This window comes from Qipengyuania sp., from assembly GCF_048550555.1.
GTDB lineage: Bacteria > Pseudomonadota > Alphaproteobacteria > Sphingomonadales > Sphingomonadaceae > Qipengyuania.
In genome coordinates this window covers 1-15088 of sequence record NZ_JBLYYF010000028.1, presented here as the reverse complement: position 1 = coordinate 15088, position 15088 = coordinate 1, and the positions used below count along the sequence as shown (strand labels likewise).

At 65.4% G+C, this 15088-nt stretch carries 14 protein-coding genes; 1 reads left to right on the top strand and 13 read right to left on the bottom strand.

The features are described from left to right. The first annotated feature begins 9 nt into the window (after positions 1-9). Positions 10-2634, top strand: a complete 2625-nt coding sequence (locus ACN4E0_RS06855) for an ATPase (protein ID WP_419566769.1) — start codon at positions 10-12, stop codon at positions 2632-2634. Here ACN4E0_RS06855 and ACN4E0_RS06850 read toward each other — a convergent pair whose 3' ends face one another. From ACN4E0_RS06850 to ACN4E0_RS06790, 13 genes are all read right to left on the bottom strand, one after another. Continuing rightward, entirely contained in the window at positions 2635-2907 is a 273-nt protein-coding gene (locus ACN4E0_RS06850) for a DUF1467 family protein (protein WP_419566768.1), read from the bottom strand. A gap of 11 nt (positions 2908-2918) precedes the next feature. Continuing rightward, entirely contained in the window at positions 2919-4568 is a 1650-nt protein-coding gene (locus ACN4E0_RS06845; protein ID WP_419566767.1) for a ribonuclease J, read from the bottom strand. Beyond that, on the bottom strand, positions 4565-5338 hold the full coding sequence (locus tag ACN4E0_RS06840; RefSeq protein WP_419566766.1) for a type III pantothenate kinase: 774 nt from the start codon (positions 5336-5338) through the stop codon (positions 4565-4567). Before ACN4E0_RS06840 ends, ACN4E0_RS06845 begins: the two co-directional genes overlap by 4 nt. 3 nt (positions 5339-5341) lie before the next feature. Beyond that, positions 5342-6064: a biotin--[acetyl-CoA-carboxylase] ligase gene (locus ACN4E0_RS06835; RefSeq protein WP_419566831.1), complete on the bottom strand. Its 723-nt coding sequence runs from the start codon at positions 6062-6064 to the stop codon at positions 5342-5344. Then, complete coding sequence (gene nuoN / locus ACN4E0_RS06830) at positions 6061-7524, bottom strand: NADH-quinone oxidoreductase subunit NuoN (RefSeq protein ID WP_419566765.1); 1464 nt, start codon at positions 7522-7524, stop codon at positions 6061-6063. Before nuoN ends, ACN4E0_RS06835 begins: the two co-directional genes overlap by 4 nt. Further along, positions 7524-9080 (bottom strand): NADH-quinone oxidoreductase subunit M, encoded by a 1557-nt coding sequence (locus ACN4E0_RS06825; protein WP_419566764.1) that lies wholly within the window; start codon positions 9078-9080, stop codon positions 7524-7526. The genes nuoN and ACN4E0_RS06825 overlap by 1 nt, the downstream gene beginning before the upstream one ends. Continuing rightward, positions 9080-11140, bottom strand: a complete 2061-nt coding sequence (gene nuoL / locus ACN4E0_RS06820) for an NADH-quinone oxidoreductase subunit L (RefSeq protein ID WP_419566763.1) — start codon at positions 11138-11140, stop codon at positions 9080-9082. The genes ACN4E0_RS06825 and nuoL overlap by 1 nt, the downstream gene beginning before the upstream one ends. A gap of 6 nt (positions 11141-11146) precedes the next feature. Further along, a complete protein-coding gene (gene nuoK, locus ACN4E0_RS06815) occupies positions 11147-11452 on the bottom strand; it encodes an NADH-quinone oxidoreductase subunit NuoK (protein ID WP_221603997.1) in 306 nt (101 codons plus the stop codon). Beyond that, positions 11449-12072: an NADH-quinone oxidoreductase subunit J gene (locus tag ACN4E0_RS06810; RefSeq protein ID WP_419566762.1), complete on the bottom strand. Its 624-nt coding sequence runs from the start codon at positions 12070-12072 to the stop codon at positions 11449-11451. Before ACN4E0_RS06810 ends, nuoK begins: the two co-directional genes overlap by 4 nt. Before the next feature lie 26 nt (positions 12073-12098). After that, complete coding sequence (gene nuoI / locus ACN4E0_RS06805; RefSeq protein WP_419566761.1) at positions 12099-12587, bottom strand: NADH-quinone oxidoreductase subunit NuoI; 489 nt, start codon at positions 12585-12587, stop codon at positions 12099-12101. Further along, positions 12584-13648: an NADH-quinone oxidoreductase subunit NuoH gene (nuoH, locus tag ACN4E0_RS06800; protein WP_419566760.1), complete on the bottom strand. Its 1065-nt coding sequence runs from the start codon at positions 13646-13648 to the stop codon at positions 12584-12586. The genes nuoI and nuoH overlap by 4 nt, the downstream gene beginning before the upstream one ends. Beyond that, entirely contained in the window at positions 13645-13809 is a 165-nt protein-coding gene (locus ACN4E0_RS06795; protein ID WP_419566759.1) for a hypothetical protein, read from the bottom strand. Before ACN4E0_RS06795 ends, nuoH begins: the two co-directional genes overlap by 4 nt. Next, on the bottom strand, positions 13809-15088 hold a 1280-nt coding region (locus ACN4E0_RS06790; RefSeq protein WP_419566758.1), incomplete at its 5' end, for a molybdopterin-dependent oxidoreductase. The genes ACN4E0_RS06790 and ACN4E0_RS06795, both read right to left, overlap by 1 nt.

Here is a 15088-nt window from a genome sequence, read left to right as displayed (position 1 = left end):
TCGACAGCGATGAGAAAGCGCTCGCTGATCCAGGCCGTCGAACAGTCGGCCGATGAAAGCCCTTCGGAAGCATTGGTTTCCGAAGAGGTTGTCGAAGAAAGCTCGAACATGGAAGAGGACGTGTTCGAGGGAGAATGGGTCGAGGAGCCGGAGCTCCCGCGCGATTACGGATGGGTCCTTCCCGCGCTTGCCTTCGTGGTGGTCGCGGGCTGGACGGGCTTCTTCCTCTGGGCGCGGCAGGCCAAGATCCTGGCCCCCCCCACCGCTGGCGAAGCGATCGACCTGGTCACCCAATGGGCTATCCCGGTGCTGCTGGTAGTCTCGCTCTGGTTGCTCGCCATGCGCCATTCGACCCGCGAGGCGCGGCGGTTTTCGGACGTTGCGCACAGTCTTTCGCTCCATTCTGCGGAGCTCGAAACGCGATTGGCTCGGGTCAACCGCGAGCTGAGCCTGGCGCGGGAGTTCCTCTCTAGCCAGAGCCGCGAACTCGACTATCTCGGCCGCACCGCGACGGAGCGCCTGTCCGAGCATGCCGATCGCCTGCAGGCCTTGGTCGGGGAAAATGGCGAGCGGGTCGAATCGATTGCTAGTGTCAGCGCTACAGCGCTTGAAAACATGGATAAATTGCGCGACAACCTGCCGGTTATCGCGAACTCCGCGAAGGATGTCTCCAACCAGATCGGTGGCGCCGGCCGCACGGCGCAGGCGCAGCTCGACGAACTCGTCGAAGGGTTCGAGCGGCTCAACGAATTCGGCGCGGCGAGCGAGCGCCAGGTGACTTCGCTGCGCGAGCGTGTCGATGCTGCACTCGAGGCCTTCACCGAACAGGCCGATCAGCTGGGAAGGATCACCGACCAACGCTTTGCCGAACTGCGCGAGCGAAGCGAGAGTTTCCGCGGCGAGCTCGATAGCCGCGAAGTGGACGCGCTCGCCGCCATCCGCTCGCGCTTCGAGACCCTGCGGAGCGAGCTAGCCGAAACCGATGCCGCCGCGGAGGTGGAGCGCGACGCGGCGATCGGCAGCCTGAGCGATCGGCTCGCGGCCCTGCGCGACGAAGCGGCACAGGCCGGCGCAACCATCCGCGACGCCGAGGCCCATGCGCTCACCGCCTGGCGGAGCCAGATCGAGGCGCTGCAGAAGCGGCTGCGCGACGCGGTGGCCGAAGTCGAGCGGATCGACGAGGCCGCACTCGCCGCTGCCAACGCCAAGCTGGCCGCGCTCGCGGCCGAGGCCGAGACGGTCGATGCCCGGGTTGCCGAGCGGAACCGCGCCTTCGCAGCGGAGACCGAGCGTCGCCAGAGCGCCTTTGCCCAGGCCGAGGAGGAGGCCGAAACGCGCCTCTCCGAGCGCCTGGCCGCGCTCGACGAAGCGATCGCCGAGCGCCGCGCGGCCCAGGCCGAGCAACTCTCGATCATGGCCGCCGAGGGCGAGGAGCTCGGCGAGCGCATCGAGGCGCTCGGAGCGATCTTCCAGACCATCTCCGAACAGGGACGCAGCGCGAGGACGAATCTTTCGAATGCAATTTCCGCACTCACCGCCAAGCTCGCCGAGAGCCGCGAGGCGCTCGACGGGACCGATTCGGCGGTGGCATCGCTGACCGACGCCAGCGTACGGCTGCTCGAACTGATCCAGGCCAGCGCCAAGCACAGCCGCCAGGATCTGCCCGAGGCGATGGAAGCCAGCGAGGTGCGCCTTGCCGGCATCGAACACCGCGCCGAAGAGGTCAAAGCCCTCCTCGATCAGGCCCGGGCGGCGGGCGAGGCGCTCACCGCAAGCATGGAGGCCGCCGAGAGCCGGAGTCGCGAAGCGATCGACGGTGTGGAGGCCTTCCAGTCGCGCTTCGGCCAAACGAGTGCGGACCATGCCGACGGCATCGACGGCCTGCGCGCGAGCCTCGCCGCGCTGGGCGAGGAAAGCGCCGCCCTGTCGGACAAAGCGCAGGGCGAATTGCGCGACGCCATCGCCGCTCTCGAAGAGAGCGCCCGCAAGGCATTGGCCGCGATCGAGGACGAGCAGGCCGAGCGCATCGCGCGGATCGCCGAGCGGGTCGGCGAACAGAGCGCGGCTGCCATCGACCGCGCCCTGCGCGTGCACACCGCCGAGGCGATCACGACACTCGACAAGGCAACCGGGCGCTCGGCCGAGGCCGGGCGCGAGGTGACCCGCCAGCTGCGCGACCAGCTGGCCAAGGTCAACGAACTCACCGGCAATCTCGAGAACCGGATCGCCCATGCCCGCGAACGCGCCACTGAGGAGGTCGACAACGACTTCTCGCGCCGCGTCGCGCTGATCACCGAGAGCCTCAATTCGAACGCCATCGACATCGCCAAGGCGATCTCGACCGAAGTGACCGACACCGCCTGGGCGAGCTATCTGCGGGGCGATCGCGGCATCTTCACTCGCCGTGCGGTGCGCCTGGTCGACAACACCGAAGCACGCGAGATCGCCGAACTCTACGATGCCGATCACGACTTCCGCGAGCACGTCAGCCGCTACATCCACGATTTCGAGGCGATGCTGCGCACCATGCTGTCGACGCGCGACGGCCATGCCGTCAGCGTGACGCTGCTCAGCAGCGACATGGGCAAGCTCTATGTCGTGCTGGCCCAGGCGCTCGAACGCCTGCGGCAATGATCAATTGGCGTCGGGGCCCCAGAAGATGAGGTCCTCGACCTCGATCCACCCGTAGATATAGTTCAGGACGAACAGCGCCGTCACGACTGCGGCGAGCGCGGCCGCGCGCAGCAGCAGCCTGCCGGGGCGGAATTCGACCGGCGCGCTGTCGGCCTGACCGGGGATCTTCTCCAGCCCCGCCTCGTCATGCGTGCGCACGCCGAACGGCAACAGCAGGAAGGCGCTGAAGACGAAGAACAGGAAATAGATCGCGAGGACGCTGGTCCACTGCATCGCTGCGTCTCCTAGAGGTTCGGTACGATCACGCGCACCTGCGGGCGCTTGCCCGACCAGCGCTGCGCCGCCCTCCGCGCGGCGAGACGTGCCGCTTCGTGGACACTGCTCTCGTTGCGCCGATCCGCGCCGCGCAGCTTGCCGATGGCATCGCGGATGTCCTTGGTCGCTTCGGCGACGAAGTCCTCGTAATCCTCGTCCAGAGGGAGGCCGAGGCTGTCGAGCCGCGGGTTGAGATCGCCGTCGAGCGCGACGATCACGACGCCTTCGCGCATGATCCGCCGCCGCATGGCGATCGCTTCGCCATCGGCGGGGACGATGATGTCGCCATCGAGCACGAGCCGTCCGGCGCGCACTTCTGCCACCTTGCCGGGAGCCCCGGGCGCGAGCCGCACCAGATCGCCGTTCTGCTGAACCACCTGATCGGGGATGCCGCAGGCCTGGCCGAGCCGTGCCTGTTCCTGCATGTGCCGCATCTCGCCATGAACTGGCAGCAGGATGTCGGGGCGCAGCCAGCCATAGAGCGCTTCGAGCTCTGGACGTCCCGGATGGCCCGAGACATGAATCATGCTCTGCCGGTCGGTGACCATGGTGATGCCGCGCGCGGCAAGCCGGTTCTGGACCGCGCCGATAGCGATCTCGTTGCCGGGGATCTGGCGGCTGGAGAACAGCACCACATCGCCGCGCACGAGTTCGAGCGGATGGTTTTCCTCGGAGATTCGCGAGAGCGCGGCGCGGGGCTCGCCCTGCCCGCCGGTCGCGAGGATCAGCAGTTCGCCGCGCGGCAGGCCCATCGCCGTGTCGAAATCCACCGGCTCGGGAAAGTCCTCGAGATAGCCATTGTCCTGCGCCACCTCGATGATCCGGTCGAGCGAGCGCCCGGCGACGCAGACCTGCCGCCCGGTCTCGCGCGCGACGTCACCGAGCGTCTGCAGTCGCGCGACATTGCTGGCGAAAGTGGTGACCAGCACGCGCTTTCCGGCATGCCGCTGGACCTCTTCGAGCAGGCCCTTGTGCACCGCGCCTTCGGATCCGCTAGCCGCGGGATTGAAGACATTGGTGCTGTCGCAGACCAGCGCGAGCACGCCCCCGTCGCCGATCTCGACCAGCTCATCCTCGGTGGTCGGCTCGCCGATGATCGGATCCTCGTCGAGCTTCCAATCGCCCGTGTGGAAGATGCGGCCATGCGGCGTCTCGATCAGCAGCGCATTGCCCTCGGCAATCGAATGCGCGAGCGGGAGATAGGTGACTTCGAACGGGCCGACGGCGAAACTACCGTGATCGTCGGCGATCACATGGACCTCGACCTGGTCGAGCAATCCCGCTTCCTCGAGCTTGCGGCGCACCAGATCGGCCGTGAACGGCGTGGCATAGATCGGCACGCCGAGATCGGCGGCGAAGTAGGGCACTGCGCCGATGTGGTCTTCATGCGCGTGCGTGAGCACGATCGCATCGAGCTTGTCCGCACGGTCCTCGATGAATTCGAGATCGGCGAAGACCAGGTCGACACCGGGATACTGGTCGCCCGAGAAGGTCATGCCGAGGTCGACCATCAGCCACCGGCCCTGGCAGCCGTAGAGATTGACGTTCATGCCGATTTCGCCCGATCCGCCGAGCGCGAGGAAGAGCAGTTCGTCTTCGGGGGTGAAGTCCTTCTTCATCGCGCGCGCTCCGCCACGATCGCGAGGCCTTCGAGCGTGAGGTCGGAATCGACCGCGTCGAACAGCTCGGTATGCTCGTCGAAGAGGATCGCGAGACCGCCGGTCGCGACCACCTTGGCCGGGCGGCCGATTTCGGCCTTCATCCGCGCGATCAGACCTTCGATCAGCGCGACATAGCCCCAGAACACGCCGATCAGCATCTGGTCCTCGGTGTTGCGGCCGATCACGCTGTTGCTCTCGGGCCGCTCGATCGCGATGCGCGGCAGCTTGGCGGTGTTGCCGACCAGCGCATCGAGCGACAGATTGATTCCCGGTGCGATGATCCCGCCCTTATAGGCGCCCGTGAAATCGACCACGTCGAAGGTCGTCGCGGTGCCGAAATCGATCACGATAAGGTCGCCTTCGTATTTTGCATGCGCGGCTATCGTGTTGAGCGCCCGATCGGCGCCGAGCGAACTGGGCTGTTCGATGTCGAGCTCGATTCCCCACTGACCTGCCCCCTGCCCCGCGATCAGCGGGGTGATGCCGAGATATTTCTCCGACAGGACAGTGAGGTTGTGGATCGCGCGCGGGACCACCGAGCCTATGATGACCTGGTCGATATCGCCGCTGTCGAAGCCCTGGAACTCGGCGAGCTGGAGCAGCCACACCGCATATTCGTCGCCCGTGCGGCGCGGGTCGGAGGCGATGCGCCAGCGCGCCTTGATCTCGCGCCCCTCGATCAGGGCGAAGACGACATTGGTATTTCCGACATCGGCGGCGAGCAGCATGGCTCAGCTCTCCTCGTTCACGAGCATCACGTCACCCGCGTGGATGGCACGGGTCGAGCCGTCCGCCAAGCGCAGCGAGAGCGCGCCCTCGCCGGTCAGCCCGGCAAAGCTGCCCGCGATCTGCTCCTCGCCCGGCGGCCGGACCGTCAGCGGCGTCCCCTGCGGATGCGCCACGCTCTCCCAGCGGCGTACGAGCGGTTCGAGGCCGTAGGTCCGCCAGCGTTCGAGCTCGCGGTCGAAGGCGGTGGCCAGCGCGCTCGCGAAGAGGTCGCGATCGGGCGCGGGGCCCAGTGCGGTCAGCGCGACGGTCCTGCGATCGGGCAGGTCGGGCGCGGCGACGAGATTGATCCCCATGCCGACCACGATCGCATTGCCTTCGCGCTCGAGCAGGATGCCCGCGAGCTTGGCTTCGCCGAGCATCAAATCGTTGGGCCATTTGAGCCGCAGGCGGCTCGGATCGGCAAGGATAGCGGAAACTGCCTCGTAGGCGGCGACTCCCGCCACCAGCGCCAGCGTCGCTGGCGACGGATCGCGCGGCGCGCAATGGACCACGGTCGAGCCCATGAAATTGCCGCTGCCGTCGAACCAGGCGCGGCCCTGCCGCCCGCGACCCGCGACCTGGCGGTCGGCGACCAGCCATTCGCCCTCGGGCACGGACTCGCCCGCACGCAAGCACGCGGCGAGATCGGAATTGGTCGAACCGGTTTCGGTGACGAAGCGGATCACATCGCCGCGACGAAGGAGGCGGCCGCCTGCGCGGTCCATTCACCCAGCGGGATGGTCAGCAGGTAGCCCAGCGGCGAGATCACCGCCACGCAGATCGCCAGCACCGCCCAGTGGCTCACCGGGCTGCTCGCTTCGACCTCGCGCAGCGGCTCGTCGAAGAACATCACCTTGATGAACTTGAGGTAGTAGAAGGCACCGATGACGCTCGCCGCGATACCGATCGCCGCCAATGCGACGAGATCGGCCTGCACCGCGGCCTGGAAGACCACGAACTTGCCCCAGAAGCCGAACAGCGGCGGAATGCCCGCGAGGCTGAACATGAGCGCGAGCAGCGACCATGCCAGCGCCGGACGCCGGGTCGAGAGGCCCGAAATGTCGGCGAAGGTCTCGAGATTGTTGCCTGCCGGATCGCGCAGCATCAGCAGCGCGGTGAAGCTGCCGACGACCATCGCGACATAGATCGCAAGATAGGTCAGCGCTCCGGCAATTCCCGCCGGCGTCGCCGCGGCGAGCCCGATGAGGATGAAGCCGACATTGTTGATCGAGGAATAGGCGAGCAGGCGCTTGAGGTTCTGCTGTCCGATGGCTCCCAGCGCGCCGACCACGATCGAGGCGAGCGCGGCGAAGATCACGATCTGGCGCCAGGCATCGACTTCGCCCGCGAAGGGATCCATCGCCATGCGCAGCAGCATGCCCATCGCGGCGACCTTGGGCGCGCTGGCGAAGAAGGCGGTGACCGGCGTCGGCGCGCCCTCGTAGACGTCGGGGGTCCACATGTGGAACGGCACCGCGCTGACCTTGAAGGCGAGGCCTGCAAGGACGAACACCACGCCGAACAGCGCTCCGGTGGAGAAATTGGTGGCGAAGGCGGCGCGGATGCCTTCGTAATTGGTCGAGCCGGTGAAGCCGTAGACCAGGCTGATGCCGTAGAGGATGATCCCCGAAGCGAGCGCGCCGAGCACGAAATACTTGAGGCCCGCCTCGCTCGAGCGGTCGTCCTGCTTGAGGAAGCTGGCGAGGACGTAGCTCGACAGGCTCGACATCTCGAGACCGATATAGAGCGTCATCAGGTCGGTCGCCGAGACCATCATGCCCATGCCGACCGCGTTGAACACCATCAGCACCGGATATTCGGCGCGATAGCTGCCCGACTGCGCGAAGAAGCGCGGGGTCACCACCAGCACCGCCGAAGCGGCGAGATAGATCAGCACCTTGGCGAAGCTGCCGAAGGCATCGGCGCGATAGAGGTCGCCGAAAGCGCGGCCGGCGAGTTCGCTGCCGGCACGGTCGAACAGGCCGACGCTGAAAATCGCGGCGCCGATCAGCCCGGCGACGCTGAGGATCGTCACCAGGCGCGCGGACCTGGTTCCGCCCCAGGCGGCGACCAGCAGCAGCACGAGACCGGTCAGCGACAGGCCGACTTCGGCCCCGGTAAGGTAGAGCGAGGTTGCGTAGGACATCAGTGCGCTCCCTCCGCGCCGTGCTCTTCGCCATGCGCGGCGGCGACATAGTTCGCATTATGCTCGCGCGGGGTACCGATCACATTGTCGGCATCGAAGTCGGGAGCGGCGCGCGCGATGCGTGCCTCGAGTGCGGCAATGTCCTGACGCATGGGGGCAAGGAAGCTTTCCGGATAGACGCCCATCCACAGCACGGCGGCTGCGATCGGGGCGAGCATGGCCCATTCGCGGGCGTTGAGGTCGGGCATGGCCGCGGCGTCGGCGTTCTTCTGCTCGCCGAAGGCCACGCGGCGGTAGAGATAGAGCATGTAGGCCGCGCCGAGGATGATGCCCGTGGTGCAGACCAGCGTCACGAAGGTCGAGACCTGGTAGATTCCGGCCAGCGCGAGGAATTCGCCGACGAAGTTGCTCGTTCCCGGCAGGCCGACCGAGGCCATGGTGAAGAGCATGAAGAACAGCGCATATTTGGGCATGTTGATGGCAAGCCCGCCGTAACGTGCGATCTCGCGCGTGTGCAGCCGGTCGTAGATCACGCCGACGCAGAGGAACAGCGCGCCCGAGACGAGGCCGTGGCCGAGCATGACCATCATCGCACCCTCGATGCCCTGCGCGTTGAAGGCGAACAGGCCGACCGTGACGATCGCCATGTGCGCGACCGAGGAATAGGCGATCAGCTTCTTCATGTCGTGCTGCACCAGCGCGACCAGCGAGGTGTAGACCACCGCAACCATCGACAGGATGAAGACCAGCCAGGCAAACTGCTCGCTCGCTTCGGGGAACATCGGCAGGCTGAAGCGGATGAAGCCGTAGCCGCCGAGCTTGAGCAGGACGCCGGCGAGGATCACCGAGCCCGCAGTCGGCGCCTGGACGTGTGCGTCGGGCAGCCAGGTGTGCACGGGCCACATCGGCATCTTCACCGCGAAGCTGGCGAAGAAGGCGAGCCACAACCAGGTCTGCGCAGCCGGCGGGAAGTCGTAATTGAGCAGCGTCGGGATGTCGGTGGTCCCGGCCTCGTTCACCATCCACATCATCGCGATCAGCATCAGCACCGAGCCGAGCAGCGTGTAGAGGAAGAATTTATACGAGGCGTAGATGCGGTTGTCGCCGCCCCACACGCCGATGATCAGATACATCGGGATGAGGCCGGCTTCAAAGAAGATGTAGAACAGGAACATGTCCTGCGCGGCGAACACGCCGATCATCAGCACTTCCATCAGCAGGAAGGCGCTCATGTATTCCCCGACGCGCTTCTCGATCGCATCCCAGCTGGCGAGGATGCAGATCGGCATCAGGAAGACGCTGAGCATGATCAGCATCAGCGCGATGCCATCGATGCCGAGGGCGTAGCTGAAGCCCGCGAAGATTTCCGCCCGCTCGACGAACTGCCACTGCGCGCCGCCGATATCGTAGTTGAGCCACAGCACGATGCCGAGCGCGAGGTTCGCCAGCGTGGCGATCAGCGCGGTCATGCGCGCGCTCTGCGCTCCGAGGAACAGGCAGGCGATGGCCCCGACGAGCGGGACGGCGAGCATCAGCGAAAGGATGGGGAACTCCATCAGAACAGCACCCAGGTGATCGCTGCAACGAGCCCGAGGAGCATCACCAGCGCATAGCTATAGAGATATCCGGTCTGGAACTTGCGGGCGCCGACCGAGCCCTTCTCGACAACCCAGGCGACGCCGTTGGGGCCGAAACGGTCGATCGTGCCGATATCGCCCAGTTTCCAGAACTGGCGGCCGAGCCAGAAGGCCGGGACCACGAAGAGATAGTGGTAGAGTTCGTCGAAATACCACTTGTTGTAGAGGAAGCGATAGACCGGCCCGAGCTGTTCGGCGGCCTTGGCCGGGACGCTGGTATCCTTGATATAGGCATACCAGGCGACGAGCAGGCCGAGCACCATGACGATCGTCGCGGCATATTTCACCGGTCCGGGAACGCCGTGCATCGCATGGATCAGCGCTTCGTTGTAGTAGATCGATCCGCCCCAGAATGCCTCGCTGTCGAGGAACTGGTGGTTGAAGAAGAAACCGGCGAACACCGCGCCGAGACTGAGCACCCCCAGCGGGATCAGCATGGTGAGCGGGCTTTCATGCGGATGGTAACCCGCCGTACCCGCTTCATAGTCTTCCGAGGGAACTGCATGATGCGCATCGTGACCCGCATCTTCCTGCGAGGGCGGATTGTGGTGCTCGGGTTCGGCATGGCCATGATGCACGGCATGCTGGATATGCTCGCTCTCGGCCCAGCGGGGCTTGCCCCAGAAGGTGAGGAACATCAGGCGCCAGCTGTAGAAGCTGGTCAGCAGCGCGGCGAGCGTGCCCATCCAGAAGGCGAACTTGCCGAGCTCGGTGCCGCGCGCGAAGGCGACCTCGATGATCGCGTCCTTCGAATGGAAGCCGGCAAAGCCCGCATGCAGCATGACCACGCCGACGCCGGTGATCGCGAGCGTGCCGGCCATCATCGCCCAGAAGGTCAGCGGGATGTGCTTCCGCAGGTTACCGTAGTAGCGCATGTCCTGTTCGTGGTGCATCGCGTGGATCACCGAGCCCGCACCGAGGAACAGCAGCGCCTTGAAGAAGGCGTGCGTAAACAGGTGGAACATCGCCGCGCCATAGGCGCCAACGCCGGCGGCGAAGAACATGTAGCCGAGCTGCGAACAGGTCGAATAGGCGATGACCCGCTTGATGTCCCACTGCGTCGTGCCGACGGTCGCGGCGAAGATACAGGTGGCGGCGCCGACAAAGGTGACCATGGATAGCGCGATGGGCGCGGTCTCGAACATGGGCGACAGGCGGCAGACCATGAACACACCCGCGGTCACCATGGTGGCGGCGTGGATCAGCGCGGAAACCGGGGTCGGGCCTTCCATCGCGTCGGGCAGCCAGGTGTGCAGGCCGAGCTGCGCCGACTTGCCCATCGCGCCGATGAACAGGAGGATGCACAGCAGGTCCATCGTATGGACGCTGTAGCCGAGGAAGCCGATCGTCGCGCCGCTCATGCCGGGGGCGGCAGCGAGGATCTCGTTGATCGAGACCGTATCGAAAACGAGGTAGGTGCCGAAGATGCCCATCATGAAGCCGAGGTCGCCGACGCGGTTGACCACGAAGGCCTTGATCGCGGCGGCATTGGCGCTCGGCTTCCTGAACCAGAAGCCGATCAGCAGGTAGGAGGCGAGGCCGACCCCTTCCCATCCGAAGAACATCTGGACGAGGTTGTCGGCGGTCACCAGCATCAGCATGGCGAAGGTGAACAGCGAGAGGTAAGCGAAGAACCGCTGCTGGTCCGGGTCTTCCTCCATATAGCCCCAGCTATAGAGGTGGACGAGTGCCGAGACGGTGGTGATCACCACCAGCATCACCGCGGTCAGCGTGTCGACGCGCAGCGCCCAGTCGAAACTTAGCGTGCCCGAATGGAGCCAGGTCAGCACCGGAACCACGGTCGGCTCGTAGGTCCCGCCCACGAAGCCGAGGAAGATGGGCCAGCTCAGCGCGGCGCTGATGAACAGCGCGCCGGTCGTGATCGACTTGGCGAAGACGCTCGGCGCGGCCTTGTTGGTCAGGCCGGCGACGATTGCCGCGAGCAGCGGCAGGAAGACGATAAGGAGGATCGGATGCACCGGAGCTTATCCCTTCAGCCGGTCGACGTCGTCGACCGCGATCGTGCCGCGGCCACGGAAATAGATGACGAGAATGGCGAGCCCGACGGCGGCCTCGCCCGCAGCCACGGTCAGCACGAACATGGCGAAGACCTGGCCGACCATGTCGCCGAGGAACGAGCTGAAGGCGACGAGGTTGATGTTCACGCTCAGCAGGATGAGCTCGATTGCCATCAGGATGACGATGATGTTCTTCCGGTTGAGGAAGATGCCGAGCACGCCGAGCACGAAGAGGATCGCGCTCACGACGATATAGTGTTCGATGCCGATCACAGCTCGACCCCCTCGCCCACGCCGGGCTGCTTCATGACGGTGGCCTCGTCCGGCTTGCGGCGGACCTGCTTGGAAATGTTCTGCTGGCCGCGCGCGCCATCGGGGCGCTGCCGGTGGGTCAGCACGATCGCGCCGACCATGGCGACGAGCAGGATTACGCCTGCCGCCTCGAACAGGAACAGATAGTCGCGATAGAGCACCGCGCCGAGGCTGGCGGTGTTCGAGGCATCGAGGATCGGCGCTGCAGCCCCGCTCGCAACGCCGAGGTCGAGGCGACCCGCCTGGTAGGCGCCGATGCCGAAGATCAGCTCGGCCGCGAGCACGAGCGCGATCAGGATGCCGAGCGGGAAGTTCTTCACGAAACCCGCGCGCATCTCCGAGAAATCGATGTCGAGCATCATCACGACGAAGAGGAACAGCACCGCGACCGCGCCGACATAGACGATCACCAGCAGTGCGGCGATGAATTCGGCGCCGGTGAGGACCATCAGGCCCGCGGCGTTGAAGAAGGCGAGGATCAGCCACAGCACCGAATGCACCGGGTTGCGCGCCATGATGACCATGACGGCGCTGGCGATGACGAGCGCGGCGAAGAGGTAGAAGGCGAGCGTCTGGATCACGATGTCATATCCCTTGGCGCGGGCCCCTATCGATACGGCGCATCGGCTTCAAGGTTCGCGGCGATCGCCCGCTCCCACTTGTCCCCGTTCGCCAGCAGCTTGGCCTTGTCGTAGAGCAGTTCCTCGCGCGTTTCGGTCGCGTATTCGAAGTTCGGCCCCTCGACGATGGCATCCACCGGGCAGGCTTCCTGGCAGAAGCCGCAATAGATGCACTTGGTCATGTCGATGTCGTAGCGCGTGGTGCGGCGGCTGCCGTCCTCGCGCGGTTCGGCCTCGATCGTGATCGCCTGCGCCGGGCATATCGCCTCGCACAGCTTGCAGGCGATGCAGCGCTCTTCCCCGTTGGGATAGCGACGCAGCGCGTGTTCGCCGCGGAAACGCGGGCTGATCGGGTTCTTCTCGAACGGATAGTTGATCGTCACCTTGGGCTTGAAGAAATACTTCAGCGTGAGGGCATGCGCCTTCACGAACTCCCACAGGGTGAACGACTTGATGAGATGCGCGACGGTGCTCATGCGAAATGCCCCGTGGCCATGAGATAGCCGGAAATGAGTACGACGAAGAACAGGCTGAGCGGGAGGAACACCTTCCACCCCAGGCGCATCAACTGGTCATAGCGATAGCGCGGGACGGTGGCCTTCACCCAGCTGAAGATGAAGAAGAAGAACAGGATCTTCATCACCAGCCAGAAGAACGCGGTCAGGCCCGGTCCGAACAGGAAGGTGTAGAGGATCGGGATGTCGAGCGGCGGCAGCCAGCCACCCCAGAACAGGATCGCGTTGAGCGCGCACATCAGCAGCACGTTGGCGTATTCGCCGAGCCAGAACAGCGCAAAGCTCATCGAGGAATATTCGGTCTGGTAGCCGGCGACGAGCTCTGATTCCGCTTCGGTGAGGTCGAAAGGTGCGCGCGCGGTTTCGGCCAGCGCCGAGATCAGGAACATGACCCACAGCGGGAACAGCAGCGGGTTGAACACGAAGCCGTTGATCACCCCGAAGATGTGCCCCTTCTGCGCGAGGATGATCGCATTCATGTTGGTCGTGCCCGCCCACAGGATCACGCAGACCAGGATGAAGCCGATCGAGACCTCATAGGAGATCATCTGCGCGGCGGCGCGCATGGCCGAGAAAAACGGGTATTTCGAGTTCGACGCCCACCCGCTCATCACCACGCCGTAGACGCCGAGCGAGCTGATCGCGAGGATGTAGAGCAAGCCGATGTTGATGTCCGACAGCACGGCGACGGGGCCGAAGGGGATTACCGCCCAGGCCATGAGTGCGACCGTGAAGGTGATGATCGGCGCGATCAGGAAGATGCCCTTGTTCGCCGCCGTCGGGATGATGGTTTCCTGCAGGAACACCTTCAGGCCGTCGGCAAAGCTCTGCAGCAGGCCCCAGGGCCCCACCACGTTGGGGCCCTTGCGCAGCGCCATCGCGGCCCAGATCTTGCGGTCGGCGTAGATGATCATCGCCACCGCCAGCATCAGCGGCAGCGCGATGAGCAGGATGCCCGCGATCGTCGCGACGCCCCACGCCCACTCGTAGGTCATGCCGAGCGATTGGAAGAATTCGGTCATTTCGCCTTCCTGTCCTTCGCGGTCTCTTCACGCGCCGAGAAGGCTTCATTGCGCCAGCCATTGGCGGCGTTCGACTTGTGCTTGCGATCGGTGCGGAAGCCGCGCCACACGGCATAGCCGCCGGCACCCACCAGCGTCAGGGGAATGATCGGTACGGCCATTATTCCGCCGCCTCCGCCAGTTCGCCGCCGTGGAGCAGTTCCGCCGAACAGCGCTGCATCACCGCGCTTGCGCGGGCGATCGGGTTGGTGAGGTAGAAGTCCTTGATCGGATATTCGGAAATCGTGCCTTCGGCCTTCGCCTTGGCGCCGGCCTTGGGCAGCGCGCCGTAATCGGCCAGGCCTTCCTCGCCCAGCGCGGGCACCTCGGCGATCATCGCCGCCTGGAGCTGCGCGAAGCTGTCGAAGCCGACCGAAACGCCCAGCGCATCGGCCAGCGCGCGCAGGATGGTCCAATCCTCGCGCGCATCGCCCGGCGCGAAGACCGCCTTCTCGGCGAACTGCACGCGGCCTTCGGTGTTGACGTAGGTCCCGTCCTTCTCGGCATAGCTCGCACCCGGCAGGATGATGTCGGCCGCATGCGCGCCCTTGTCGCCGTGATGGCCGATATAGACCTTGAGCGCATCGGCGAAGGGTTCGAAATCCATCTCGTCGGCGCCGAGGCTGATGACAACCTTGGGCTTGGCCGCGACGATGTCCTTCATGCCGCCTTTCTGCGCATAGCCGAGCATCAGACCACCCATGCGCGCGGCGCTGAAGTGGAGGACGTTGAAGCCGTTCCAGCCATCACGCACGAGCTTGAACTGCTCGGCGAAGGCAAGACCCGCACCGAGCGCGCCCCTGGCCAGCGCCGCGCCGCCCATGATAATTGCGGGACGCCCGGCCTGGGCGAAGGCTTCGGCCACTTCCTCAGGCAGGTCGCCGAGGACCGCCAGGTCGTCGCCGAGGAAATGCGCCGGATAGGTGGTGTCCCAGAAGGCGCCGATCACGAACACCTTGGCACCGCGCTTCACCGCCTTGCGCAGGCGGACGTTCACCAGCGGGGCTTCCCAGCGGATGTGGCTACCGACGATGAGGATCGCATCGGCGGTCTCGATCCCGGCGAAGGTGGAATTGAAATTGACCGCCGCGAGGTTCGATACGTCGTAGTCCATGCCGGTCTGGCGGCCTTCGATCAGGGTCGAGCCGCAGGCCTTGAGCAGCGCCTTGGCGGCGAACATCGTTTCGCAATCGACCATGTCGCCGGCGATGGCGGCAATGTCCTTGCCCGGCTTGGCCCTGGCAATGGCCTTGAAGGCCTCGTCCCAGCTGGCGGGCTTGAGGCCACCCCTCGTGCGCATGAAGACCTTGTCGAGGCGGCGCTTCGACAGGCCATCGACCTGGTAGCGCGCCTTGTCCGAGATCCATTCCTCGTTGACGTCGTCATTGATGCGCGGAAGCG